Source organism: Ruegeria sp. BG7 (genome assembly GCF_056535685.1).
The window spans coordinates 2,431,759-2,454,996 of sequence record NZ_JBQFIU010000001.1; the positions used below are offsets into that span (position 1 = coordinate 2,431,759).

The following is a 23,238-nucleotide window of genomic DNA, read 5'->3' on the forward strand; positions in this document are numbered from 1 at the left end:
CCCCATCGCGCCTTTCGGCACGATTCCCCCCGAAGGTATTTTCGGCCAGATGAAGCAGGCGGTTGTTACGGGCAGGGCGATCCAAATTACATCCGACGTGAGTTGTGTTGCTTGAATGCCCCCGCACCTGAGGTGCGAGGGCTAGAAGGCGGCAGAAAACCGGAGAGAAACCTGACGCCCAAAGCGATCAGAACTTGTAGCGCAGCCCGAAATTCACGCTGAATGTGTCCAGATCGTCTTCAACTGTGCCCGTCAACGCGCCGTTCGGGGCCAGCCGCTCCGACGATACGTCAAAGGCGCGGGCATAGCGGGCGTCTACGGTAAAGGCGGTCGACGGGTTGATGTCATATGCCACGCCTGCGATCACCTGAGCCGCAAGAGCGGTGTCGCTGTCATCCAGTGCCACACCGGGGCCGTAAGCGAAATCCAGATCCGAGTAGGTGGCACCCAGACCAAACCCTGCAAACGGGGTCAGCGCACCGGCTTGTTTGAAGTCGAACAAGATGTTGGCAAAGAGCGAGGTTTGCGAAACGTCGCCAGAGATGTTGCCTTCTGGTGCTGGTCCGTTGCCGGTAAAGTTCACACCATCCACGTCGCTGTCGCGATAAGAAAGCTCCAGTTCGATTCGTGTTCCGATCGTGTCATTGGACCACTGCGGGATCTCTTTACCAATGGCCACGCCCAGGCCGAAACCTGCATCAAAGTCTGTATCGACCGATTGTGTTGCGCCCCCGATTGTGCCCGAAAAGTCGCTGTCTTGCAGTTGGCTGTAGCCGATAAAGCCCTGAACATAGGTGCCGTCACCCAGGCTTTGTGCGGTTGCTGCGGTTGTGCCCAGCATCAGGGCGGCGGAGGTCAGGATGAAACGACTAACCATGATCATGTCCTTTGTTCCAAAACGTTTCCCTGCTTAGATCATGTGTCTGGTGGTGCATGGAAAGGGTTCCGGCGGTCACATCGGGTCACTCTAATTTGGCGTCATGTGATAGAATAAATCGCATATTCGAGTTGTTGTCGCTGAATGGCAGGCCGTCGATTTCTGATCTGCGCAGGGACGTGCTAGTATGGCTCAAGGGGGCTGTTCCACAGGCGAAGGCCATCGGGATTTCACTGTACTTTGCAGGAGAAAACCATGGCGTTTACAGATTGGTATGTTGAAGGAGAAAGCTTCGGAAACTGCAATTGCGGTTATGCCTGCCCTTGCCAATTCGAAGAACTACCGACCCACGGAAACTGCCGGGGCTTCGAAGTGCTAGAGATTGGCACAGGGTATTTCGGTGACACTGATCTGGGTGGTGCCAAGGCCGCGCTGATCTATGCCTGGCCGGGGCCTATTTTCGAGGGCGGCGGAGAAATGCAGGTTGTCATTGATCCTGCTGCGACCCCAGCACAGCGCGCGGCGCTGGAAAAGGTCTTTCACGGTGAGGAAACGGAGGAGATGGCGACGCATTGGTACGTGTTCCGTGCCATGTGCGAAAAGGTGCACGACACGCTCTACCTGCCGATTGATTTCGAAATGAACATGGAAGAGCGGACCGCCCGTGTGTCCATCGGCGATGTGCTGAGCTCGACAGGTCGCCCCATTGAAGCCCCTCATGGCGGGGGACCGCATCGCGTACGAATCGATATTCCTGGCGGTATCGAGTTCTCTGTGGCCGAGATCGGCAGCGCTACAACGCGCGCAGACGCGGCGATCAAGCTGGATTTGAACGACAGCTATGGCCAATGGCACGTTTTGAAACACGGGCCGGGTGGTGTTGCCCACTAAACCGAGTTAGGCGGCCTTCTTAAGCGCATTTGGGTAAACCCGCCAATTTGGAACCTTCAGGTCTGATTTCAGCATTCCGGCTTCGAAAGGTTTAAGGACCGGTAGCACCGTTGGTCCGTAACCAGTCGCGCCGTGGGACAGGTCCGGGAACAGGTCGAACAACTTGCGCAGGGTGGCAGGTGCCATTGCACTGAGGGTCGTGTCGCCGGGATAAAAGGATTCGGACCAGATTCCTTCGACATTCACCAGCTCATGCTGATCTAAAAGGATGTGAACATATTCGATCCCCTGCTCAGGCGGGTCCTGCACAATGCTTTGCCCATTTATCAACGCCTTCGCCGGGGCCAACATCACGGTCTCGCCATGCATCAGTTCCATCATCGCTGAGGTTACAGCGACCCGATGTTGCGGCGACACCAGCAGGTCGCGCGTGGGGCAGTTCGGACCGAAACAGCCCGCCTTGAAACGCACTGGGCACAGATGCGGAGAGGAGCGCAGCTCTTGCGTCGACAGATGCCGTCGACCGATCCAGCGCACCGGGCGGATGCGTCCACCTGTGGTCAGGACAGGGTCCCCAGGTTCCAGTTCTTCCACCTGGCGCTGCCCGGTGGGGGTCAGGATCAGCGACCCTGTGGTGAAGCACACGAAAGACGGCAAGCTCTGATACGGGGTAGAAGATGCGGTGCCGCCAAAGCTGGTGTCTTCGATGGTGTCATTCAGCGCAGCTTGCCCCGAAGTGACGATGATATAGCGCGGGTTGCTGAACTGGATCAGGGTGAAACTGACAGGCGCGCCGTTGATCGTTCCGGTATACGTCTCGAACGTACTGAAATTCTGAGACGAGGCGGTAAAGCCCGGCAGCCCGGACAGGTCCAATTGGGTGCTGTCGGGGTCTGGGTCATCTAAGATCGCGTCGTTGTCCGTTACTTCAACAGAATACGCGGCCGTGATATCGACGTTGCGTGTGCTGAACGGGTCTGCACTGATTTCATAGACTGTAATCGTGGCCACGGTCGCACAACATCCCTGAGAGCAACTAAGTCACCCTTAAGGTTGTGCTAATACGTTTAAGAAACGTTACTGGTTGATTTACCTAGACCAGATTACTGGGGAGTGGTCGAAGTCACACCTAAACCAAAAAGGCCCCGGACAGTGCCGGGGCCTTTCGAGCCTGAAGACAGGTACAGATTACTCTGCGTCTTCTTTCTTTTCTTTCTTCTCGGGAACGATCTCTTCGCCGGTTTCCTGATCGACGACTTTCATCGACAGGCGGACCTTGCCGCGATCGTCAAAGCCCAGCAGCTTGACCTTCACTTCCTGACCTTCCTTCAGAACATCCGACGGATGGTTCAGGCGGCGATTTTCGATCTGGGACACGTGGACCAGACCGTCGCGCTTACCAAAGAAGTTCACGAAGGCGCCGAAGTCGACGATCTTGACCACTTTACCGGTGTAGATCTGACCTTCTTCCGGCTCGGCCACGATAGAGTAGATCATGTCATAAGCCTTCTGGATCGATTCACCATCGGGCGAGGCGATTTTGATCACACCGTCGTCGTTGATGTCGACCTTGGCACCCGAAACTTCAACGATCTCACGGATGACCTTACCGCCCGAGCCGATCACTTCGCGGATCTTGTCGGTCGGGATGTTCATGGTCTCGATGCGCGGGGCGTGGACCGAGAATTCGTTGGTCTCGGACAGGGCTTTGCCCATCTCGCCCAGAATGTGCATCCGTCCTTCTTTGGCCTGTGCCAGAGCGGTTTCCATGATCTGCGGCGTGATACCTGCGACCTTGATGTCCATCTGCAGCGAGGTGATGCCGTTCTCGGTACCTGCCACTTTGAAGTCCATGTCGCCCAGGTGGTCTTCGTCACCCAGGATATCGGTCAGAACAGCGTAATCGCCATCATCTTCCAGGATCAGACCCATGGCCACACCGGCAACCGGTGCTTTCAGCGGAACACCTGCGTCCATCATCGACAGCGAACCGCCGCAGACAGAAGCCATCGAGGAGGAACCGTTGGATTCCGTGATCTCCGAAACCACGCGTACGGTATAGGGGAAGTCGGTCGGCGCAGGCAGAACCGCCTGCAGCGCGCGCCATGCCAGCTTGCCGTGACCGATCTCGCGACGACCGGGCGAACCCACGCGACCCACTTCACCCACCGAATACGGAGGGAAGTTGTAGTGCAGCAGGAAGTTCGATTTGAAGTTGCCGTGCAGCGCGTCGATGAACTGCTCGTCATCACCGGTGCCCAGCGTGGTCACGGCCAGCGCCTGTGTTTCACCACGGGTGAACAGGGCGGAACCATGGGTACGGGGCAGCAGCGAGGTTTCGGCTTCGATGGCGCGTACATCGGTGGTCGAACGACCGTCGATGCGCTTGCCGCCTTTGACGACGTCGCCGCGCAGAATACCGGCTTCCAGCTTTTTCATCGCCGAGCCGAGATTGGCGTCTTCCAGCTGTTCTTCGGTCAGTGCTTCTTTGATCGCTTCGCGGGCAGCGGCAACAGCGGCGGTGCGCTCTTGCTTGTCGGTGATCGCGAAGGCGGCGCGCATCTGCTCTTCACCGGCTGCGGAAACAGCGGCGTACAACTCCGAGTAATCGGGGGCGACGAACTCAAACGGCTCTTTGGCGGTTTCTTCGGCCAGCGAGATGATCAGGTCGATGACCGGCTGGATTTGCTCATGCGCAAAGGTCACGGCACCCAGCATTTCGGCTTCGGACAGTTCGTAAGCTTCCGATTCCACCATCATCACGGCGTCTTTGGTACCGGCAACAACCAGATCCAGACGCTGTTCGGGGTTCAGGCGCAAGTCCTGCATATCGTCTACGGTCGGGTTTAGGACGTATTCGCCATCCACGAAACCAACACGGGCACCGGCGATCGGGCCCATGAACGGCGCGCCCGAGATGGTCAGGGCAGCCGAAGCAGCGATCATTGCAACGATGTCGGGATCATTGACCAGATCGTGGGACAGCACGGTGCACATCACCAGAACTTCGTTTTTGAAGCCGTCAACGAACAGCGGGCGGATCGGACGGTCGATCAGACGCGCGGTCAGCGTCTCTTTCTCGGTCGGGCGCGCCTCGCGCTTGAAGAAGCCACCCGGAACCTTACCGGCGGCGTAGTATTTTTCTTGGTAGTGTACGGTCAGCGGGAAAAAGTCCTGACCGGGCTTTTGTTGCTTGGCAAAGGTCACGTTAGCCATGACGCTGGTTTCGCCCAGCGTGGCAATCACAGTGCCGTCCGCCTGACGGGCAACCTTGCCGGTTTCCAGTGTCAGCGTCTCTTCGCCCCACTGAATCGATTTCTTCGTTACATCAAACATATGCGTATCCTAGAACGGAGCACTCCCGCCCCTGCGGGTCTCCGGTTTGCATGGCGGCCCCATTGCCGCCGACCCCACTTTATCTTCCATTCGAGTGCCGGGGTCAGGGCACAACGTCTCAGATACCGCGCGCATACATGAGAATGCGTTGGAAGGAAAGAGAAACCGCATCCGGTGGCTGGATCATGCTGAGACTGGCAATGGCTTTCCTTATGAGCTCAATTTTCAGGTCAAAACTTGAAACTGAGCGTGGCGAAACACAGCGTTTCATTCCGGTCAGACGGTAAAAACTCGCAAGAGAGCTTTCATCGCTAACATATGAAAAATCGAATGCAATTGTAAAAATAACAAGGCTGTATAAGCTTTTACGAATAAGCCCGCGGTCGAAATGACGGAAACGCGCCAAGGGGGTAACTATCTCATAACCGTCCGCCGACCGAATACCTTGGCGTTTGCAAAAAGCGAACAGAAGGGCAATCGAATGGCACAAACAAAGAAGATGCTGGATCCGGACCCCCGGATTTACGACTTCGAAACGGAATATGAGCTGGGGCAGGACAACGTCCGGCCATTTGGTCTGGATATTCACAACCCGGTTTTTCTGATCTCGAGTATTTTGATCTTTGCGTTCGTTCTGATCGCATTGGCCAACCAAGAGGCTGCGGCTTCTTTCTTCGGCTGGCTCCGGCCCTGGCTGACCAGTACGTTTGACTGGTTCCTGGTTCTTTCGGTTGACGCGATCACCCTGTTCTGTCTGGTGTTGATTGTTTTGCCCGTTGGTAAAGTACGGATCGGCGGCAAAGACGCCAAGCCTGACTATTCCTATGCTGGATGGATCGCGATGATGTTCGCCGCCGGTATTGGTATCGGTTTGCTGTTCTTTGGCGTGATGGAGCCGGTCTACTATAACTTTGCCGAAGGCGGGAATGCGCGGCCCTTGGGCATTGATATCGCAGTTCCAGGAAATGAATATATCGGCATCGTCGGCACAATCCACCATTGGGGGCTGGAAGGTTGGGCGGTCTATGCCGCTGTGGGCCTGAGCCTTGCAATCTTTGCCTATAACCTGAATCTGCCACTGACCCTGCGGTCGGCCTTTTATCCGATCCTGGGTGAGCGCGTCTGGGGCTGGTGGGGCCACCTCATCGACACGCTTGCGGTGTTTGCGACGTTGTTCGGCCTGACGACCTCTTTGGGTCTTGGGGCGCAACAGGTTGCGGCAGGGCTGAACGAGGTGTTCGGCATCGAACCCAGCCCAACCGTGACCGTCCTGCTGATCATCGGCATCACCATGATCGCGCTGGGATCAGTCCTGATGGGGATGGATGCAGGCGTGAAACGGTTGAGTGAGATCAACATGATCATGGCTGTGGGCTTGTTCCTTTTCGTCATTGTTGTCACCGGCGTTGGTACAGCCATCGCGCGGTATTTCAACGTGATGGTGGATTACGTGACGCACCTTCCGGCGCTGTCGAACCCGTTCGGGCGCGAAGACACCAGCTATTTCCACGGCTGGACGACGTTCTACTGGGCCTGGTGGATCGCATGGTCGCCGTTTGTGGGTATGTTTATCGCCCGCATCTCGAAGGGACGCACGGTGCGAGAGTTTATCCTCTGCGCGCTGTTGGCCCCAACTGCGGTCTGCGCCCTGTGGATGTCAACCTTTGGCGGTGCGGCCATCGACATGCTGAACGCAGGCGGAGCCGAAGGCGTCCGCGCCACGGTGATCGACAGCTACGCCCCCGAAGGTGCGCTGTTCGGCTTCCTGAAAGAGCTGCCGCTTTATGGCATCGTCGCGCCCATCGCGCTGATCCTGATCGTGGTGTTCTTTGTCACCTCGTCCGACTCGGGCTCGCTGGTGATCGACACGATTACCGCAGGCGGCAAGATGGATGCGCCAGTTGTACAGCGCGTGTTCTGGTGCACGCTGGAAGGTCTGGTCGCCATCGCCTTGCTGCTTGGGGGTGGCCTATCCGCCCTGCAGGGTGCTGCGGTTTCAACAGGGATACCGTTCACGCTGGTGGTCCTGATAATGTGCTACTGCCTGTGGCTGGCGCTGAAATCGGAAAAGGCGAAGATGTAAATACGACCGCTATGAAAATTGAAAACGCCCACCAGATGGTGGGCGTTTTTTGATCCGGTATTAAAACTTGCCGTTGTCATGCGCCATTTCAGACGGGATGGGTGAGACGACATCCCAATGCTCAACAATTTTCCCGTCCTCTACGCGCCACATATCAAAGAAGGCCCATGGCTCACCGCCCATGATGGCATCGGTGGCCACGAAGACGAAGTTACCTTCGGCCACGGCAAATTGAGGTTCAAATTTGGTGATTACCATGCCTTGCGCAGCAAAGGCTTCGATCGCGGCCATCAAGCCCGACAGGCCATCCTCAATCGAAGGATTGTGCTGCATATAGACCTCTGGGTCCATGTAGGTTGTGACGTTCTCTGGCGCGGCACCGCCCAGCACATCACGCACAAAGCCCAGCACCAGCGCCTTGTTTTCTTGGGTTTTGTCGAGGTCGGTAATTTCAACCGGCCCGTCCGTCATGCCACGCCCTGACGCAGTGGTTTTGGGGATGGGTTGCAGATTGTCCCAGTGTTCGACAACCTTTCCATCTTCCACGCGGAAGATATCAAAGGCCGCAAGCGACGAGGCTCCAAACGCGTCGGCATTGTCATAAGTGTTGTGCAGCACAACCATGTCGCCTTCGGCAATCACACGGTGGGTTGTGGCAGTCATGCCGGATTGTCCAACCAATGGGATCAGCCCCATCAGCCCTTCAGCGCCGGTCGGAACCTGCGGATTGTGCTGGATGTAATCGGCGCTCACCATCTGGCGTGCGGCTTCTGGGTCGTGATCGATAAAAGCGGCTGATAACAGGGCGAGGACAAGCTCTTTAGGGGTCATGGTCAATTCCTGATGATTCGAGTTGTGCTGATAGTAAGTATTAAAAACGCACCACATTTCAATTACGCACTAAAAAGTCACGAGGTTACTCCTAGGATACTCCATTAAAAAACATAGCCTTGCGATTATTTCGGGAGGTTCTATTGTTGTTATAAGTTACTAAACCGCACCAGAGGTCCTCATGCTCCCCATTGGCGTCAACAGCAAGGCCGAAGCGTCCAACTGCTCAATCCGTTCGGTTCTGTCCAACGTCACCGGCAAATGGCGGATGATCATCATTTTGGCCCTTGAGGATGAGCCGAAACGGTTTGGAGAGCTCAAACGCTGTATTGGGGACGTGACGCAACGTGTGTTGACCGAAAACCTGAGAGGGTTGCAACGGGATGGGTATTTGACTCGCACTGTCGATCCCGGCCCGCCTGTCGCGGTTTCTTATGCGCTGACACCTTTGGGTCGCGACCTGTTGGAGCTGCTCAAGCCGCTTGTCTATTGGTCACACGAACAAATGGATCAGGTCAAATCCGCGCGCATGGAATATGAACGGGCCCACCCAGATTGAGGGCACCTGACTCCCAGCTGGTTGACCTGCACAAAAAAACGCCCGCCAAAGTGACGGGCGTCTGAAATCTGCAAGCGATGTGGTCCGAACTTAACGGCGGATGCCCAGCTTTTTGATCAGGTCCTGATAACGCGCTTCTTCTTTGCCCTTCAGGTAGTCCAGCAGCTTACGGCGCTGAGCAACCATTTTCAGCAGACCGCGACGACCGTGGTTGTCTTTTTTGTGGGTCTTGAAGTGCTCGGTCAGGGTGTTGATGCGCGAGGTCAGGATGGCAACCTGTACTTCAGGCGAACCGGTGTCGCCTTCTTTGGTTGCGAATTCTTGCATGACGCGTGCTTTTTCAGCGGCAGTGATCGACATCGGGGTCTCCTTTAAAGGTTAGAGTTGATGGCGCAGGCCGGGATGTCGTCCAGCACAGGCCCATGGAGAAAACCGCACCGATTCCGATGCAGATGGGCGCGTATAGGCGCATTTTTGTCAAATGGCAAAGGGAATCTGCGGGGTCAGACCATCTTTCCATACTGTTCCAGTTGGGCTTCGGTGATCAGTTGGATATCGGCTGCCGTCATCCCTTCCGCACCATAAACCTGAGCCACTTCCTGACCGTCGATGATCACCCGAGTAAGATTTGAATCTTCAGTGTCAGGTTCCACGGCTATTTCAGGCTCGGATTCGTTCTCCCAAGTGACAAGCAACTTATCCTCACCCGGCTGGAACCCCAAAACGGTTATATCGTCTTCACCTTGCCCCACCACAATGTCATCGGCCCCCTGACCGCCGGTCACCACATCGCCGCTGCCGGCCAGAAGGGTGTCATTGCCGGCACCACCATTCAGGAAATCCTGTTCGGCTGCACCGTCTTCTATTCCGAATACAAAATCGTCCCCGTCGCCGCCAAAGATCGCATCCTCGCCTGCGTCTCCGGTCAGGACATCATCCCCAAATCCGCCTTGTAGTGTGTCATCATCAGCCCCACCTGCCAAAGTATCATCGCCCTGCCCACCATAGAGCTCATCTTCGCCCTCGCCTCCGTCCAGAGTGTCGTCGCCGAAATGCCCGAACAGAGCGTCATTGCCCGTGTCCCCAAACAGCAGGTCATCATCCGCTTCGCCATGCAGGACATCGTTGTCCCGCCCGCCATAGATGGTATCTATCCCGTCGCCGCCATGCAGGACGTCGTCCCCCTGGCCCCCGTGGATCGTATCTTCACCGCCATAGCCGTTGATCTGATCCACACCGTCCCCTCCGGTGATGATGTCCGGGCCGTCTTCTCCGGCAATCACCAAATCGCCTTCGAATTCGGAAAGGACGATACCGGTGGACAGGGGTTCGACCTCGGTTTCGACGTGGTCTTCGACGTTTTCGCCGATTTCCAGAAATTCCCCGGTTTCGGCTTCGGTCGGCGGCTCATCTTCGGGAATGTCTTCTGACGTGTCCTCGTCTTCGATCAGCATGTCGCTCATCGCGTAGGCTGCACCGCCAATGGCGGCCAGTCCGATCAATCCGGTCAGAAACATGACACTCCTCCGATAGCAGAATGCTCCGAGGATGAGTGTTTCATGCCGGGGACAGCGGCGTCAAAGACAAGCCGTTGAAATGGTTAATACTTTATCACCACTGCTCGGGTCGCTGAGTGTATGCGATGTAAAGGGGGTGCTTTGGGTGGCCGTCTTTGGTCAAACCCAGATGGAACAGGGGTTGACCCGTCTGACGCAACAGCTGTTCAACTGCCAGGCCACGGTCCAGATGTGCGCCGTGGGTGCCCCAGGCGGCGATGACCTGATCGGCCCATGCGACGCCGTCCAGAATAGCTTTGTCATTCGCAGGCCCGACCGGCTCGGCGGCAGCGCGCATCTTGCGCGGGTCGGTGTCGCGCCAGGCAAAGATGTTGGTCACCTGAAACGCGCCAAACCCCAAGGCCCGCGCACGCCGTTCGCAGCGCTCCACCGTGGGGTCATTCTGCACCTCGGTCGCGGTCGAAGGGTTCAGCATCACGAACAAAGCTTTGCGGCCTGCCGGATCCCATACGCGGGTCAGGCTATAGCGATAGTGCTCGCAATCGGAATAGACGGCGGTTGAGGGCGCATCGCCCTTGGTATGCGTTCGGGTGATCATGCCAACCGCCTAGCACGTGTTTCAGGAAACGAACACCCGGCTGGGATGCAACTCGCCTGATTTGTAGACACCCACAGCCACCGCTTTACCATCCAGCGAGGCCCAGGCTTCATCGCCGTATTCGACGTCTGATGCCAGCACCATGCCGGGATTGCCGTTGCGCAGGCGAGTGGCACCCTCAGGGGTGCATTTCAATTCGGGCAGGTCCGACAGGCCGGTTTCCAGCGGGTGCAGATACGCGTCCAGTGCAGTGGTCTTGGCCATCTCGTCGATTTGTTCGACGGTCAGGCCATCTTCGGCCTCAAACGGGCCGGACCAGATGCGGCGCAGCTCCCTAACGTGTCCGTGGCATCCCAATGCCTCACCCAGATCGCGTGCGATTGAGCGGACATAGCCCCCTTTGCCGCAGGTCATTTCCAACACCACGTGGTCTTCATCGGGGCGGTCGACAAGGATCAGTTCCTCGACCCAAAGGGGTCGGGCGGTCAGTTCTACATCTTCGCCATCGCGGGCCAGTTTATAAGCGCGCTGGCCGTCGATCTTCACCGCAGAGAACTTTGGCGGAACCTGCATGATGTCGCCCAGAAACGGGGTCAGCGCCTGTTTGATGTCCTCATCCGATGGGCGCGCATCGCTGCTTGCGATTACTTCGCCCTCGGCATCGTCAGTGTTGGTGGCTTGACCCAAACGCACGGTGAACGTGTAAGCCTTCAGCGCATCGGTGATATAGGGAACGGTCTTTGTCGCCTCACCTAAGGCCACGGCCAGAACGCCGGTTGCTTCGGGGTCCAGTGTGCCCGCATGGCCCGCCTTTTTGGCATCCGTCGCCCAACGCACCTTGTTGACCACCGACGTAGAGGTCATGCCCGCAGGCTTGTCCACAACCAGCCAACCGGAAATGTCGCGACCCTTGCGTTTGCGTCCCATCTTGCACCTTGCCTTTTGCTGAGGCGCGCGGGTTAACGGATCACACCCGCCCTGTCAATTTGCACGCATGTCCTCAACTACACCCACAATCGGTCCCAACGAGAATCCCAGATCCGAGCGATTGCCTGCCCGGTCATACATCCGTGAGATATTGCCATCCAGAAACAGCGCGTTTGGGGTGTTCAGAACATCGCGAAACAGGCTGCCGAATTCGTGGAAGGTGACATAATCTTCAGAAATGGCGAAAACCGCCCGCGTGCCATCAGCGCTCGTGCCAACGCCGTTGCGGATATAGCGCGAGGTCGAATCAGGCAGAAAGCGCGGGTGCAGTCCGCCGTCGATCACCAGCATTGGGCCGGATTGGGTGGCAAAGCGGCAGGTGGGGGCCTGGTCGACGAAATCCAGTGTCTCGAACACATCGGCGCGCCCGTCACGGATGCAGAAAACGCCATTGGGCAGCAGGCCGAAATTGCCGGGGCCGGGGTTCGGGATCACCCGCATCTGCTCCTGCCCATCCTCGACATAATGGCCGACGGGCGAGCGGTCGTCGTGATACATGCCGGCGTTCATCGCAAAGGCCAGCCGTTTGCCCTCGGGTTCAAGCGTCTCGTTTACCGATGAGAAATGCCCCAACACTTCGCCGTCTTCACCCTTCAGAAACAGGCGCAGATCTGCTGCAGTCGCATCGACCTCGCAGACGGTGTAGCGCAGATCCTCATGAGTCACCTTTTCGCAGGTCACCGCAGAGGCTTGCGCGGCCCATAAAGCCGCGCCCAAAATGGTCAGTGCCCGGATCACTCGTCCAGATCGCGGCGCACCGCGTCCTGCTGGAACATGCGGCGGGTGTCGTCCAGACGGTCAAACGTGTCATCCAGACGGAACCGCAGATCGGGCGAGAACTTCAGGTTCAGTTTCTTGCCGATCACGCGTCGTAATTCGCCTTTATTGCGGGCCAGCAGGTCGATCACGTCCTCTTGCCCTTTGCCGCCCAGAGGCAGCACATAGGCGGTGGCGATTTTGAGATCGGGTGAGGTACGGACCTCACCCACGGTGATTGACATGCGGTTCAGGTCAGGGTCGTGGACATCTCCGCGCGCCAGAACTTCGGACAGGGTGCGACGGATCAGTTCGCCGACACGCAGCTGTCGTTGGGACGGGCCGGGGCCATCGTGGAATTTGTTCTTTGCCATATCTCCGATCTAAGCCCAAAGCGGGGCTTTGCCAAGCGGGCGCGAACGGGGTAGGAGGCTTTGAGCCGACTTAGCGAAAAGGACCAGCGCAATGACCCATATTCCGGGGATCGTTATCACAGGAGCTTCGGGCCGTATGGGGCAGATGCTGATCAAGACTGTCACTGACAGCGAACAGGCGCGTTTGGTTGGTGTGGTGGAACGTAAGGGCCATGACTGGATCGGTCAGGATGTGGGCACGGCCATGGGTGGTCAGGCGCTGGGCGTCACCGTCACCGATGACCCGCTAGAGGCGTTTGCGCAAGCGCAGGCGGTGATCGATTTCACCGCGCCCGAAGCGACTTTGGAATTTGCCGCTCTGGCTGCGCAGGCGCGCTGTGTTCATGTCATCGGCACCACGGGCATGTCCGACGAACAAATCGCGGCACTTGAACCGGCATCACGCCACGCCGTGATCGTGCGGGCGGGCAATATGAGCCTTGGTGTAAACCTGCTGGTGCAACTGACAAAGAAAGTCGCTGCCGCATTGGATGAAGATTTCGATATCGAGATCATCGAAGGCCACCACCACCACAAGGTCGACGCGCCCTCGGGCACAGCGTTGATGCTGGGTGAGGCGGCCGCGGAAGGGCGCGGCGTCAATCTGGCGGATGTGTCTGATCGAGGCCGTGATGGCATCACCGGTGCGCGCAAGCGGGGTGATATCGGCTTCCACGCCATTCGCGGCGGCGATATCGTTGGTGAACATGATGTGCTGTTCGCTGCCCCTGGAGAACGCATCGTCCTGCGCCATTTGGCCTCGGACCGCGCGATCTTTGCCCGCGGCGCGCTGAAGGCGGCGCTGTGGGGGCAGGGCAAAGCGCCGGGTCAGTATGACATGGTGGATGTGCTGGGTTTGTAGGCCCTTAGACGGATCGCCTTAAGGCGCTAAGGTCAGATCATGCGGATCCTGAAATCGCGTGTGGCAATCGGATTGTTGTTGGCAGTGTTCTATCTGACGCTGCTGCCGTTTGTGCTGCATGGCTTTGGTATGATCAGCATTGGGCTGTCGCATGATGCGCCTGCGCAAAGCTATTTGTTTGCAGACGGTCAGAGCGTCGGCAACGCGGCGATGATTCTACATATCTTTGCCGGAACGGTGTTGGTAATACTGGTGCCGCTGCAACTGGTCCGCGCCCTTCGGCAACGCTTCAACTGGTTTCACCGCGCCTTGGGTGTTGTGCTGATTGCGCTGGCTCTGATCACCGGGCTGGCCGGGATGACCTATATTCCCCTGCGTGGAACAATCGGTGGTCCAGTCATGACTGCCGGCTTTTTCCTGTATGGCCTGTGCCTGTTTGCCTCGGCGCTGATGTTGGCGCGCATGGCGCTCAGCAATGATCGCGCGGGGCACTGGGCCTGGGGGCTGCGGCTGTTCTGGCTGGCGCTGGGATCATGGCTTTACCGGGTGCATTACACGCTGTGGTATCTGCTGACCGGCGGATTGGGGTCAGAGCCCGACTTCTCGGGCCCTTTCGATCTGGTTCAGAACTTTGCGTTCTTTGTGCCCTATTTGCTGGCCGCGCAGATCTGGATCATGCGCAAACGGTCAGAGCATCAAGGGGCTTTGGTTACAGGTCCTTGATCCTGTCTTCGCGCAATGGGCAGGCCAGGTACACACCGAACTCTTTCCCGATATCAGCGCTGACTCGTGCGTGAACCGCACCCTGTCGGTCTAGGAATCTTTGGTCATCTTCGACCGGGAATATCCCCTCGTGCCAGATGCCCGGATGGATATAGAGGCCACGCGAGCCGTCGCACCAGAACGCCACCACCTTGTCGGGCGTCAGGTTGTCACCGGGCAGAGCGGCGGGGACAATGAAAGGCTTGTTGTCCAGAGGCCAAAACATCTGTCCGCCATCGGGGTGATAGTTCATGTGCCAGAGCAATACCTGATCACGGGGCGCGGTTTGCCGATCCGTCTGCGCGGTTTGCGGATCCGTGGACCAGCCAAGAACGTAATGCCCTTTGACGGCTTCGTTCTCGCCATACAGCACGTCGCCTCGCCAGTCACATTTGAACGTGCCTTCGACCCAGCCGCCTTCGTCGCCGGTGCCTTCGTCTATGGGGCGCCAACCTTGTTGCGGCCAGCGGACGATCTCGATTTCAAACGTCTCGGGGTCATCGACCAGACAGCCATAGCCTTTGACCGTCTCTTCCGTTGCGCGGATCAGAGGAACTTCGTGCCAGGGTAACGAGGGCTTGGAACTGGCCTCGAAGATGTATTCAGGTGCAGTCATGACGTGCCCAGATGTTTGTCGACCATGCGCTGCACCATGGGTGCAAAATGAGCGAAATCGGGGGTCTCCATATCCGCGCGTTTACCGGCCTCATCCAGATAGCGAACCTGAATGATCTCTTTCAGGTTTGGGTTGGATTCGAATGCGGTAACCTCTTCTTCGCTCATCGGGCCGCCCTGCAGTTCCAGCGTATGAACCGAGGCGGCAGACAAGCGCTGGAAATACTCGGGCTTGGTGGCGCAGAGATACCGTTTGGCCGCCACGTGATAGCGGCAGCAATCGGTGATGACCGAGGGGAAGAACTGTTCCAGCACCTCGGCCCCTGCATCCTCGTGATGGCGGTCTTCGGTATCGTCGGGGTGATAGGTGCCAAATTCGGAGGTGAAATGGCCAATGTCGTGCAGCAACGCGCCGACGATGATTTCTTCAGGCTGGCCGTTCTGCTCGGCGATGGTGGCCCCTTGCAGCATGTGTTGGGCCATGGTGACAGGTTCGCCCAAATATTCCTCATCGCCGCGGCGCTCGAAAATATCACCGATGAACTCTACGATATTGTCGCGGTTTAACGTCGAGAAATCGGGTTTCATTCAGCGGCCTCCGGGTGCGTTATTTCCATCGCGGCGAGTGTGGACAGCAAGCCGTCCTTGTCAGCATAGCATCCCTGCAACCAGCGTGAGCCCGCGCCGGAATAGCCCAGCCGCGCATGCAAGACGCGGGTGTTGTCGACGATGAAGCTTTCGCCGGGTTCAAGCTTGAACGACACGCCCATAGCCGGGTCGTCGATGATCTCGCCGAATTGACGGTAGGCGGCATAATACGCTTCCATCTGTTCGAAGGGGATGTCCACAAACGGCGCAGTTGAGCGGTTGTTGAAACGGACGCCGATCAACTCTCCGTCCGGAGACAGTTCGATCATCGGACGGCGCGACTGCAGCCAAACCCCGTCTGAACCCTTGTATTCGAACCGCGCCGGGTAGCCGGCCAACAGGGCAAAGCCTTCGGGATTCTGCACACGCAGCTTTTCGGCCGCGCGGAAACCATCGACTACGATCGAATCTCCGCCTTCGGCAGAATTCTCAAGGCAATAAAGGATTTGCAGCGTTGGCACCGGATCGCGATACGGGTTGTCGGTATGCGCCTGCAAGCCAAGTCCGGTATAGGCAAGGTTGGTCGGGTTCACCTCATTCCGCACTTCGAAATAGGGTCCATAGTTCGTCTCGCGTACATAGCCGAACAAATCAGCCACTTTCAGCAGCGATTCAGGTTCGGTCGGGCCACCTGTTAACTTGGCAAACCCGAATTCCGCGACGGCTGCCAGCCAATCACGCTTGGCGGTCGGGCTGACGTGAACTTCATTCCAGTCGCCGCTGGGTGCATTGATGCCGCTTTCCCACGTGGTGATGCCCGGGGCGATGCGACCAAACGCGTTTTCCTGATCGCGGTCATAGATGTGGTCTGCCAACCATTCGGCGGGGAAGACCACGGTCTTTTCCTCGGGCTGGAACGTGATCTTCAGATCGCCAGAAACAACCTCGGCCGCGCTGATTGAGACGTCGGACGGAATGTCGCCGATCGTGATCAGGCGCTGACCGTTTCCGGGTGAGCGGGTCTCAGGATCAAGCGCGTTGTCGCGCAACCAGATCGCGTGAAAGCGGGCTTCGGCTCCGGTGTCGAATGCGACGGTCACGACCGAAGCGTCATAAGTGGCGGTGCGCAGCATTGGGGGGTCTCCTGTTCGGCGCGAGCTTTGGTTGAGCAGATACGCCGTTCATGGCATTACGACAATTAATCCTTATTTCGGCTGAGGCTTGGAAAAACTTATGGCTAAGAAAAAGATCGGACTGCCGCCGCTGGACTGGTTGCGCGTGTTCGAAGCTGCGGGGCGTTTGGGTGGATTCTCGGCTGCGGCCAAAGAGTTTGGTTTGACTCAGGCCGCTGTAAGCCAAAGGATCGGTAATCTCGAGGCATGGCTGGGCCGGTCTTTGTTCGTGCGCGAAGCGCGGGGCGTGTCGCTGACGGTGGAAGGCGAGAGCTATTTGCCTTTGGTGCAAGACAGCTTGCAGGCGTTAGAGCGCAATACCGAGGATCTGTTCGGAAAGTCCCCACGAGAGCTGCGCGTCGCCGGATTGTCGTCCAACATTCACGCGCTTGTCCTGCCGGCCTTGCCAGCGTTTCAAAAACTGCGGCCCGAGGTTCGGGTGCTGACCGATTCAGGGGCACGCCGGTCGACTTTGGATGAAGAGCGGACCTGGCTGCAAATCCGATATGGCCGTGGCATTTGGGCCGGGCGCGATGCGGCCTTGATCGCGCATGAGGTTCTTGTGCCTATGGCGGCACCGGGAATCGAGTGGGGTGCGCCTTTGATCGATTTGCGCGGAGAACGCCCCGGATGGCGGGAATGGGCCCAGAAATGCAATCAGGAGGATGCACCGCCGTCCCAAATCAGTTTTGATTCGATGGAACACGCGATCTCGGCAGCGCGGCGCGGGCTGGGAGTGGTGCTGGGATCGGTTCCTCTGGCTTTCGCCGACCTTCAAGAGGGCCGGTTGCGCAGGATGGGCCTGCCGGAGTTGCAAACCAAAGACGGGTATTGGCTAACCTGGCCCGAAGATCGGGCGAAGTCCAAAAAACAACGCGCATTGATCGAAGACTTTTTACAGGCGCTGCGCGGCTGAGCGCTTAGAAATCGATGGCGATGCCCTTCTTTTCCCAATCGCCATAGCGGGCCGGGTCCGGTCCATCGCGACCGCCCAATTCCTTGGGCAACGCCTTGGCCTCAGCCTCGGCTTTGCGCCGGCGTTCTTCCGCTTCGGCCAGTGCGCGTTGGGCGGCTGGGGGCAGGTCTTTGCGGTCGTCACTCATGACATCGGGTTCCTTTCCGTGCTGTGTCTTGATATACGCCCGCGTCCGCCATTGGCAATGCGGGCGCAAGTCACAGTAAGGCGGTACCATGGCAAACAGCGCAACAGCAGCACGGCGCAGCGCAATCTTTCTTCTCGATCAGGTTCTGGGTGAGGGTCGCCTGTTGTCCGAATGTCTTGCCGCAGGTGCATTGGACCGGCTGGGGCCTGAAGATCGCGCGCGTGCTCAACGGTTGGCGTTGGAGACCTTGCGCGGGCTGGAACGCGCCGACAGGTTGCTGGACAATCACTTGAACCGCACGCCTGCTCTGACAGTCCATAACGCGCTCAGGCTGGGCGCAGTCGAGCTGTGTAACGGTGAAGCGGCGCATGGTGTGGTGAATTCCATGGTCGAGATCATTAGCCGTTCGCGCAAGCATGGGCGTCTGAAGGGCCTGGTGAATGCGGTTCTGCGCAAGGTGGCCGCCGAAGGCCCTGAAGCCTGGCCCAAAATGCGTGTCCCGCGTTTGCCGGAATGGCTTCGTGATCCCTTGATCATGGCGTGGGGCGCGGGTGCCGTGGCTGGAATGGAACAGGCGCATTTCACAGGCGCACCGCTTGATCTGACTTTGAAGCCAGGGTCGAATGGTCCCGCGGGCGACGTGCTGCCGACAGGCTCAATTCGTCTGCAGGATGCCGGTCAGGTTTCGGCCCTGCCGGGATACAAAGCCGGGGACTGGTGGGTGCAGGATGCGGCGGCGGCCTTGCCGGTTCGCGTCCTGGCTCCGAAGGCAGGTGAGAACGTGCTGGATCTTTGCGCTGCTCCCGGCGGCAAAACGATGCAACTGGCTGCAGCGGGAGCGGACGTTACGGCCTTGGATGTTTCAGAAGCTCGGACGGAGCGGGTGCGCGAAAACCTTGCACGGACGGGTCTGACAGCGCAGGTCATTGTCGGCGATGCGCTGGAACATGAAGGACAGTATGACGCGATTCTGCTGGACGCACCGTGTTCGGCAACAGGTACGATACGGCGGCACCCGGATTTGCCCTTCGCCAAGGATGGGTCTGAATTTGGCGGCTTGATCGAGCTTCAGACGCAGATGCTGGCCTATGCATGGGGTTTGCTGAAACCCGGCGGGCGTCTGGTTTATTGCACCTGTTCTTTGTTGCCGGACGAAGGGGAAGTGCAGATCGAAGAGGCGTTGGAGATGTATCCCGACATGAGCGTGGATCGCGACGCAGTGAACATATCAGGTGTTGATACGGATTGGATAACAGAAGAAGGCGGCCTGCGACTACGGCCTGATTATTGGCCGGATCGCGGTGGCATGGACGGGTTCTACATCGCCTGTCTGACCAAATCCGCCTAAGCGCACGCTTTTCGATGACTTGACGATCGGCGCGGTCTATCGTTGGGTCTCAAGCGCCAGCAGAGCGCAAGGGGCAGAGTAACACACGTCATGTCGAACTCGGACACCATGACCAGTCGGTGGATGCGGTTTCAGAACCGTTTCTACGCGCGCCTGAGCCAGCGGCAAAAGGCGGTCACGGGGTTTGTCGCGCAACCGGATCCGCGCACTGTGGGCTCGTTTGCGCGTGGTCGGCAACTGGTTGCCGGAAACCTTTTGTTCGCCGGGTATCTGGTCGAGGCGGAAGACACCGGGTTGTGGGACGTCGCGGCCCCCAGCGCGGGCTTTGACGACGAACGCCATGGTTTTGCCTGGTTGGACGATCTGGCTGCGGTTGGAGACATGCGCGCACGTGAAAAGGCGCAGCGCTGGGTTTTTGGCTGGATCGAAGCGCATGGTCGTGGCCAAGGTCCCGGCTGGGTGCCTGATCTGACCGGTCGGCGCGTCATGCGCTGGATCAACCACGCGATTTTTCTGTTGCGTGGGGCAGATGACAGGCAAAGCAAGTTGTTCTTCCGCTCGCTGGCGCAACAGACATGGTTTCTGTCCAAACGCTGGCAGGCGGCGACCCCCGGCCTGCCCCGATTTGAAGCTTTGGCGGGTCTGGTTCAGGCCGGCTTGGCGTTGGAAGGGTTGGAGCATATGGCCGATCCGGCGTTGCGGGCGCTTGCCAGCGAATGTGATCGGCAGGTGGACGCGCAGGGTGGTATTCCAACGCGCAACCCAGAGGAGTTGCTGGAAGTTTTCACACTGCTGAGTTGGACGACGGCGGCGCTGAATGATCTGGGGCGCGGAGCGCCTGTCGCGCAGGTCAATGCAATCAAGCGGATCGCGCCGACCCTGCGCAGCTTGCGCCACGCGGATGGTGCTTTGGCGCGGTTCCACGGTGGTGGGCGCGGAGTCGAGGGGCGTCTGGAACAGGCCCTTGCCCAAAGCGGCGTCAAGCACAAGGCGGCGACCGAATTGCCGATGGGCTATGCGCGCCTGTCTGCCGCGCGCACCACGGTAATCGTTGATTCCAGCGCGCCGCCCACTGGTGCGGCCTCGTTCAATGCACATGCCTCTACGCTGGCGTTCGAGTTGACCTCGGGGCGGCGTCCGTTGATCGTGAATTGCGGGTCTGGGGCCAGCTTCGGGTTGGAATGGCGACGCGCTGGGCGGGCAACGCCCTCGCATTCGACATTGTGCCTGGATGGGTTTTCCAGCGCGCGGTTGGCCAATCCATTGCCGGGCCGCGAAAGTCAGGCGTTGGTGGATGCGCCACAGGACGTGCCAGTTGATTTCGAGGACGCGTTTGAAGGCATCCGCTTCATGGCCGGTCATGACGGATATGCCAAAGTGTTCGGCCTGACCCATGCCCGGACTTTTGAGTTGCGCTTCGATGGCCGCGAGCTTGCGGTCGAAGATATTCTGCTGACCGCAACCGACAAGGCGAAGCGCCAATTCGACAAGGCGATGGACGCCTCAGCGCTCAAGGGGATCGGGTACGATATCCGTTTTCATCTGCATCCTGACGTGGATGCGGCGCTGGATTTAGGCGGGGCGGCTGTGTCTATGGCGCTCAAAAGCGGCGAGATTTGGGTTTTCCGTCATGATGGCATTGGAAAATTGTCCGTCGAGCCAAGCGTTTACCTTGAAAAAGGGCGATTAAAGCCACGCGCGACAAAACAGATCGTTCTATCCGGGCGCGCAATGGAGTATGCGACGCGCATCCGGTGGACGTTAAGCAAGGCACAGGACACAGCCTATGCCGTGCGCGATACGCACCGGGACGAGCCAGAATTCGACTGACGCCAAAAGGACCTTTGGACCCATGACCGATCTTCACCCCGTGCGCCGCGCGCTGCTTTCCGTATCCGACAAAACCGGGCTGATCGAGCTGGGCAAGGCGCTGGCCGAGCGCGGGGTCGAACTGCTGTCGACCGGCGGCACGGCCAAGACGCTGCGCGATGCCGGGCTTGCGGTGAAGGACGTAAGCGAAGTCACCGGCTTCCCTGAGATGATGGATGGTCGGGTCAAGACTCTGCACCCGATGGTGCATGGTGGGCTGCTGGCGTTGCGCGACAACGACACTCATGTCGCTGCGATGACCGAGCACGGGATTGGCGCGATCGATCTGCTTGTCGTGAACCTTTATCCGTTTGAGGCTACCGTCGCCAAAGGAGCCGATTATGATGAATGTGTCGAGAACATCGACATTGGTGGCCCCGCGATGATCCGCGCGGCGGCCAAGAACCATGCCTTTGTGAACGTTGTGGTTGATGTTGAGGATTACGAAAAATTGCTGGGCGACATGGATCAGCACAACGGTGCAACTTGCCCGAAATTCCGGCGTAAGCTGGCACAGAAAGCCTATGCCCGTACAGCTGCTTACGACACCGCCGTGTCCAACTGGTTGGCTGACGCGCTGGAACTTGAAGCACCTAAACGCCGTGCCTTTGCAGGCGAATTGAAGCAGACCCTGCGCTATGGCGAGAACAGCCATCAACAGGCTGCCTTCTATACGGACGGGACCAACCGCCCGGGTGTGGCCACTGCCGTGCAGCATCAGGGCAAGGAACTCAGCTACAACAACATCAATGACACCGATGCGGCGTTTGAGCTGGTTGCTGAATTCGACCCTGCTCAGGGCGCGGCTTGTGCTATTATCAAACATGCCAACCCTTGTGGGGTGGCCACGGGCGCTACGCTGCTTGAGGCATACAAGGCCGCGTTCGACTGCGACCGCACCTCGGCCTTTGGTGGGATCGTGGCATTGAACCAGCCGCTGGATGCGGAAACCGCGCAAGAGATCACCGGGATTTTCACCGAGGTCGTGATTGCCCCCGGAGCATCTGACGAAGCCAAGGCAATCTTTGCGGCCAAAAAGAACCTCCGCCTGCTGACGACCGACGGTCTGCCAGACGTGACCGCCGGTGGTAAAACCGTTCGTCAGGTAGCTGGTGGCTTGCTGGTTCAGGACAAGGATAACGGGTTTGTCGGCATGGATGATCTGACGGTCGTCACCAAGAAAGCCCCGACGGACGAACAGATGCGCGATCTGCTTTTTGCCTGGAAAGTGGCCAAACACGTCAAGTCCAACGCCATTGTCTACGTCAAAGATGGTGCAACCGTGGGCGTGGGTGCGGGTCAGATGAGCCGGGTGGATTCGGCCCTGATCGCCGCCAAGAAAGCCGAACGGATGGCGGATGTGCTAGGCCTGCCTCAGCCGCTGACCATCGGATCTGCTGTCGCCTCTGACGCCTTCTTTCCTTTCCCCGACGGTCTGATGGAAGCCGCCGAGGCCGGTGCAACCTGCGTCATTCAACCCGGTGGCTCCATGCGCGACGACGAGGTGATTGCTGCTGCGGATGAGGCCGGTCTGGCCATGGTCTTCACCGGCATGCGGCATTTCCGTCACTGATGCGGTCTGGCCTGCTTCTCTGGGCGGCGATTGCCGCCTTTGCGATCGACCAGATCAGCAAGTATCTGGTCGTGCATGTCATGCGCGCGGCCGAACAACCCGGTGGTATCGACGTTCTGCCCCCGCTGCTGGTTTTCAAATACGGCGAGAATCGCGGTATCAATTTCGGTCTGTTTCAGGGGAATTCCGACGCCGCGCGTTGGGTGCTGATCGGTATCTCGATTGCGATCTGTGTTGGCGTTCTCATCTGGCTCAGCCGTACAGCCGCATCAAAACTCATGCTCTTTTGCGCAGGTCTGTTGATAGGCGGTGCGCTTGGAAACGTGGTGGACCGGCTGTTATACGGCTATGTGCTGGATTTCCTGAACATGTCATGTTGCGGCATCAACAACCCGTTTGTGTTCAACCTTGCTGATGTGTTCATATTTGCAGGCGCTTTGGGGTTGGTTCTGTTCGACAGCAAAAAGCCCTCGTGACGCGCGGAATTATATGAGATAA

At 58.3% G+C, this 23,238-nt stretch carries 25 protein-coding genes; 10 read left to right on the forward strand and 15 right to left on the reverse strand.

Going from position 1 to position 23,238, the window contains the following annotated elements:
• Window positions 1-187: 187 nt before the first annotated feature.
• Window positions 188-877, reverse strand: a complete 690-nt coding sequence (locus ACR3EH_RS12055) for an outer membrane protein (RefSeq protein ID WP_171105790.1) — start codon at window positions 875-877, stop codon at window positions 188-190.
• Window positions 878-1,132: 255 nt separating this feature from the next.
• Here ACR3EH_RS12055 and ACR3EH_RS12060 point away from each other — a divergent pair, with 255 nt between their 5' ends.
• Complete coding sequence (locus tag ACR3EH_RS12060; protein WP_171184325.1) at window positions 1,133-1,768, forward strand: DUF1326 domain-containing protein; 636 nt, start codon at window positions 1,133-1,135, stop codon at window positions 1,766-1,768.
• Window positions 1,769-1,774: 6 nt separating this feature from the next.
• Here ACR3EH_RS12060 and ACR3EH_RS12065 read toward each other — a convergent pair whose 3' ends face one another.
• The 3 genes from ACR3EH_RS12065 to ACR3EH_RS12075 form a co-directional block, all read right to left on the reverse strand.
• A complete protein-coding gene (locus ACR3EH_RS12065) occupies window positions 1,775-2,779 on the reverse strand; it encodes a Hint domain-containing protein (RefSeq protein WP_171184323.1) in 1,005 nt (334 codons plus the stop codon).
• Window positions 2,780-2,956: 177 nt separating this feature from the next.
• A complete protein-coding gene (pnp, locus tag ACR3EH_RS12070) occupies window positions 2,957-5,104 on the reverse strand; it encodes a polyribonucleotide nucleotidyltransferase (protein ID WP_171184321.1) in 2,148 nt (715 codons plus the stop codon).
• 118 nt (window positions 5,105-5,222) lie between these two features.
• Complete coding sequence (locus ACR3EH_RS12075; RefSeq protein WP_171093251.1) at window positions 5,223-5,510, reverse strand: hypothetical protein; 288 nt, start codon at window positions 5,508-5,510, stop codon at window positions 5,223-5,225.
• Window positions 5,511-5,585: 75 nt separating this feature from the next.
• Between ACR3EH_RS12075 and ACR3EH_RS12080 the strand changes: the two genes are divergently transcribed.
• Complete coding sequence (locus ACR3EH_RS12080) at window positions 5,586-7,187, forward strand: BCCT family transporter (protein WP_171184319.1); 1,602 nt, start codon at window positions 5,586-5,588, stop codon at window positions 7,185-7,187.
• Between the two features lie 60 nt (window positions 7,188-7,247).
• Here ACR3EH_RS12080 and ACR3EH_RS12085 read toward each other — a convergent pair whose 3' ends face one another.
• On the reverse strand, window positions 7,248-8,018 hold the full coding sequence (locus tag ACR3EH_RS12085; RefSeq protein WP_171184318.1) for a nuclear transport factor 2 family protein: 771 nt from the start codon (window positions 8,016-8,018) through the stop codon (window positions 7,248-7,250).
• A gap of 181 nt (window positions 8,019-8,199) precedes the next feature.
• On the opposite strand from ACR3EH_RS12085, the gene ACR3EH_RS12090 reads away from it, so the two are divergent.
• Window positions 8,200-8,577 (forward strand): winged helix-turn-helix transcriptional regulator, encoded by a 378-nt coding sequence (locus ACR3EH_RS12090; RefSeq protein ID WP_171093255.1) that lies wholly within the window; start codon window positions 8,200-8,202, stop codon window positions 8,575-8,577.
• Window positions 8,578-8,667: 90 nt separating this feature from the next.
• Here the strand turns inward: ACR3EH_RS12090 and rpsO are convergent, their stop codons facing one another.
• The 6 genes from rpsO to rbfA all read right to left on the reverse strand — a co-directional run bounded on the left by rpsO (window position 8,668) and on the right by rbfA (window position 12,809).
• The gene (rpsO, locus tag ACR3EH_RS12095; protein ID WP_170329634.1) at window positions 8,668-8,937 is read right to left on the reverse strand and encodes a 30S ribosomal protein S15; all 270 of its coding nucleotides are present in this window, start codon (window positions 8,935-8,937) and stop codon (window positions 8,668-8,670) included.
• Between the two features lie 143 nt (window positions 8,938-9,080).
• Window positions 9,081-10,094, reverse strand: a complete 1,014-nt coding sequence (locus ACR3EH_RS12100; protein ID WP_171675840.1) for a calcium-binding protein — start codon at window positions 10,092-10,094, stop codon at window positions 9,081-9,083.
• A 94-nt stretch (window positions 10,095-10,188) separates the two neighbouring features.
• A complete protein-coding gene (locus ACR3EH_RS12105) occupies window positions 10,189-10,692 on the reverse strand; it encodes a DUF1643 domain-containing protein (protein WP_171093258.1) in 504 nt (167 codons plus the stop codon).
• A 21-nt stretch (window positions 10,693-10,713) separates the two neighbouring features.
• Window positions 10,714-11,619, reverse strand: a complete 906-nt coding sequence (truB, locus tag ACR3EH_RS12110; protein WP_171184314.1) for a tRNA pseudouridine(55) synthase TruB — start codon at window positions 11,617-11,619, stop codon at window positions 10,714-10,716.
• A gap of 54 nt (window positions 11,620-11,673) precedes the next feature.
• Window positions 11,674-12,417 (reverse strand): phosphodiester glycosidase family protein, encoded by a 744-nt coding sequence (locus tag ACR3EH_RS12115; protein WP_171184312.1) that lies wholly within the window; start codon window positions 12,415-12,417, stop codon window positions 11,674-11,676.
• Window positions 12,414-12,809, reverse strand: a complete 396-nt coding sequence (rbfA, locus tag ACR3EH_RS12120; RefSeq protein WP_171093264.1) for a 30S ribosome-binding factor RbfA — start codon at window positions 12,807-12,809, stop codon at window positions 12,414-12,416. The genes ACR3EH_RS12115 and rbfA overlap by 4 nt, the downstream gene beginning before the upstream one ends.
• A gap of 91 nt (window positions 12,810-12,900) precedes the next feature.
• Here rbfA and dapB point away from each other — a divergent pair, with 91 nt between their 5' ends.
• Together dapB and ACR3EH_RS12130 are read left to right on the forward strand one after the other, a co-directional pair.
• Window positions 12,901-13,710, forward strand: coding sequence for a 4-hydroxy-tetrahydrodipicolinate reductase (gene dapB / locus ACR3EH_RS12125; protein ID WP_171093266.1), 810 nt, complete (start codon window positions 12,901-12,903; stop codon window positions 13,708-13,710).
• A gap of 39 nt (window positions 13,711-13,749) precedes the next feature.
• On the forward strand, window positions 13,750-14,433 hold the full coding sequence (locus tag ACR3EH_RS12130) for a DUF2306 domain-containing protein (protein WP_171675842.1): 684 nt from the start codon (window positions 13,750-13,752) through the stop codon (window positions 14,431-14,433).
• Here ACR3EH_RS12130 and ACR3EH_RS12135 read toward each other — a convergent pair.
• The 3 genes from ACR3EH_RS12135 to tmpA are packed head-to-tail and all read right to left on the reverse strand — an operon-like array spanning window position 14,420 to window position 16,808.
• Complete coding sequence (locus tag ACR3EH_RS12135) at window positions 14,420-15,088, reverse strand: ureidoglycolate lyase (RefSeq protein WP_171184310.1); 669 nt, start codon at window positions 15,086-15,088, stop codon at window positions 14,420-14,422. The two genes, ACR3EH_RS12130 and ACR3EH_RS12135, sit on opposite strands and share 14 nt — an antisense overlap.
• Entirely contained in the window at window positions 15,085-15,675 is a 591-nt protein-coding gene (gene tmpB, locus ACR3EH_RS12140; RefSeq protein ID WP_171184307.1) for a (R)-1-hydroxy-2-trimethylaminoethylphosphonate oxygenase, read from the reverse strand. The genes ACR3EH_RS12135 and tmpB overlap by 4 nt, the downstream gene beginning before the upstream one ends.
• Window positions 15,672-16,808, reverse strand: coding sequence for a 2-trimethylaminoethylphosphonate dioxygenase (gene tmpA, locus ACR3EH_RS12145; RefSeq protein WP_171648307.1), 1,137 nt, complete (start codon window positions 16,806-16,808; stop codon window positions 15,672-15,674). Before tmpA ends, tmpB begins: the two co-directional genes overlap by 4 nt.
• A gap of 100 nt (window positions 16,809-16,908) precedes the next feature.
• Between tmpA and ACR3EH_RS12150 the strand changes: the two genes are divergently transcribed.
• Window positions 16,909-17,763 (forward strand): LysR family transcriptional regulator, encoded by an 855-nt coding sequence (locus ACR3EH_RS12150; protein ID WP_171184303.1) that lies wholly within the window; start codon window positions 16,909-16,911, stop codon window positions 17,761-17,763.
• Window positions 17,764-17,767: 4 nt separating this feature from the next.
• Here the strand turns inward: ACR3EH_RS12150 and ACR3EH_RS12155 are convergent, their stop codons facing one another.
• Entirely contained in the window at window positions 17,768-17,950 is a 183-nt protein-coding gene (locus ACR3EH_RS12155) for a DUF1674 domain-containing protein (RefSeq protein ID WP_171093279.1), read from the reverse strand.
• An 88-nt stretch (window positions 17,951-18,038) separates the two neighbouring features.
• Between ACR3EH_RS12155 and ACR3EH_RS12160 the strand changes: the two genes are divergently transcribed.
• From ACR3EH_RS12160 to lspA, 4 genes are all read left to right on the forward strand, one after another.
• Entirely contained in the window at window positions 18,039-19,298 is a 1,260-nt protein-coding gene (locus ACR3EH_RS12160) for an RsmB/NOP family class I SAM-dependent RNA methyltransferase (protein ID WP_171184301.1), read from the forward strand.
• A 90-nt stretch (window positions 19,299-19,388) separates the two neighbouring features.
• A complete protein-coding gene (locus ACR3EH_RS12165; protein ID WP_171184299.1) occupies window positions 19,389-21,128 on the forward strand; it encodes a heparinase II/III family protein in 1,740 nt (579 codons plus the stop codon).
• Between the two features lie 22 nt (window positions 21,129-21,150).
• On the forward strand, window positions 21,151-22,740 hold the full coding sequence (gene purH / locus ACR3EH_RS12170) for a bifunctional phosphoribosylaminoimidazolecarboxamide formyltransferase/IMP cyclohydrolase (protein WP_171184297.1): 1,590 nt from the start codon (window positions 21,151-21,153) through the stop codon (window positions 22,738-22,740).
• Window positions 22,740-23,216: a signal peptidase II gene (gene lspA / locus ACR3EH_RS12175; protein ID WP_171675844.1), complete on the forward strand. Its 477-nt coding sequence runs from the start codon at window positions 22,740-22,742 to the stop codon at window positions 23,214-23,216. The genes purH and lspA overlap by 1 nt, the downstream gene beginning before the upstream one ends.
• Window positions 23,217-23,238: the final 22 nt, after the last annotated feature.

Coding starts and splice junctions, on each gene's coding strand:
- ACR3EH_RS12105 (WP_171093258.1), bottom strand. CDS start 10,692: ATGATCACCCGAACGCATACCAAGGGCGATGCGCCCTCAACCGCCGTC.
- truB (WP_171184314.1), bottom strand. CDS start 11,619: ATGGGACGCAAACGCAAGGGTCGCGACATTTCCGGTTGGCTGGTTGTG.
- lspA (WP_171675844.1), top strand. CDS start 22,740: ATGCGGTCTGGCCTGCTTCTCTGGGCGGCGATTGCCGCCTTTGCGATC.
- ACR3EH_RS12155 (WP_171093279.1), bottom strand. CDS start 17,950: ATGAGTGACGACCGCAAAGACCTGCCCCCAGCCGCCCAACGCGCACTG.
- ACR3EH_RS12060 (WP_171184325.1), top strand. CDS start 1,133: ATGGCGTTTACAGATTGGTATGTTGAAGGAGAAAGCTTCGGAAACTGC.
- rbfA (WP_171093264.1), bottom strand. CDS start 12,809: ATGGCAAAGAACAAATTCCACGATGGCCCCGGCCCGTCCCAACGACAG.
- ACR3EH_RS12165 (WP_171184299.1), top strand. CDS start 19,389: ATGTCGAACTCGGACACCATGACCAGTCGGTGGATGCGGTTTCAGAAC.
- purH (WP_171184297.1), top strand. CDS start 21,151: ATGACCGATCTTCACCCCGTGCGCCGCGCGCTGCTTTCCGTATCCGAC.
- rpsO (WP_170329634.1), bottom strand. CDS start 8,937: ATGTCGATCACTGCCGCTGAAAAAGCACGCGTCATGCAAGAATTCGCA.
- tmpB (WP_171184307.1), bottom strand. CDS start 15,675: ATGAAACCCGATTTCTCGACGTTAAACCGCGACAATATCGTAGAGTTC.
- dapB (WP_171093266.1), top strand. CDS start 12,901: ATGACCCATATTCCGGGGATCGTTATCACAGGAGCTTCGGGCCGTATG.
- pnp (WP_171184321.1), bottom strand. CDS start 5,104: ATGTTTGATGTAACGAAGAAATCGATTCAGTGGGGCGAAGAGACGCTG.
- ACR3EH_RS12100 (WP_171675840.1), bottom strand. CDS start 10,094: ATGTTTCTGACCGGATTGATCGGACTGGCCGCCATTGGCGGTGCAGCC.
- ACR3EH_RS12160 (WP_171184301.1), top strand. CDS start 18,039: ATGGCAAACAGCGCAACAGCAGCACGGCGCAGCGCAATCTTTCTTCTC.
- ACR3EH_RS12055 (WP_171105790.1), bottom strand. CDS start 877: ATGGTTAGTCGTTTCATCCTGACCTCCGCCGCCCTGATGCTGGGCACA.
- ACR3EH_RS12090 (WP_171093255.1), top strand. CDS start 8,200: ATGCTCCCCATTGGCGTCAACAGCAAGGCCGAAGCGTCCAACTGCTCA.
- ACR3EH_RS12080 (WP_171184319.1), top strand. CDS start 5,586: ATGGCACAAACAAAGAAGATGCTGGATCCGGACCCCCGGATTTACGAC.
- ACR3EH_RS12135 (WP_171184310.1), bottom strand. CDS start 15,088: ATGACTGCACCTGAATACATCTTCGAGGCCAGTTCCAAGCCCTCGTTA.
- ACR3EH_RS12130 (WP_171675842.1), top strand. CDS start 13,750: ATGCGGATCCTGAAATCGCGTGTGGCAATCGGATTGTTGTTGGCAGTG.
- tmpA (WP_171648307.1), bottom strand. CDS start 16,808: ATGCTGCGCACCGCCACTTATGACGCTTCGGTCGTGACCGTCGCATTC.
- ACR3EH_RS12085 (WP_171184318.1), bottom strand. CDS start 8,018: ATGACCCCTAAAGAGCTTGTCCTCGCCCTGTTATCAGCCGCTTTTATC.
- ACR3EH_RS12150 (WP_171184303.1), top strand. CDS start 16,909: ATGGCTAAGAAAAAGATCGGACTGCCGCCGCTGGACTGGTTGCGCGTG.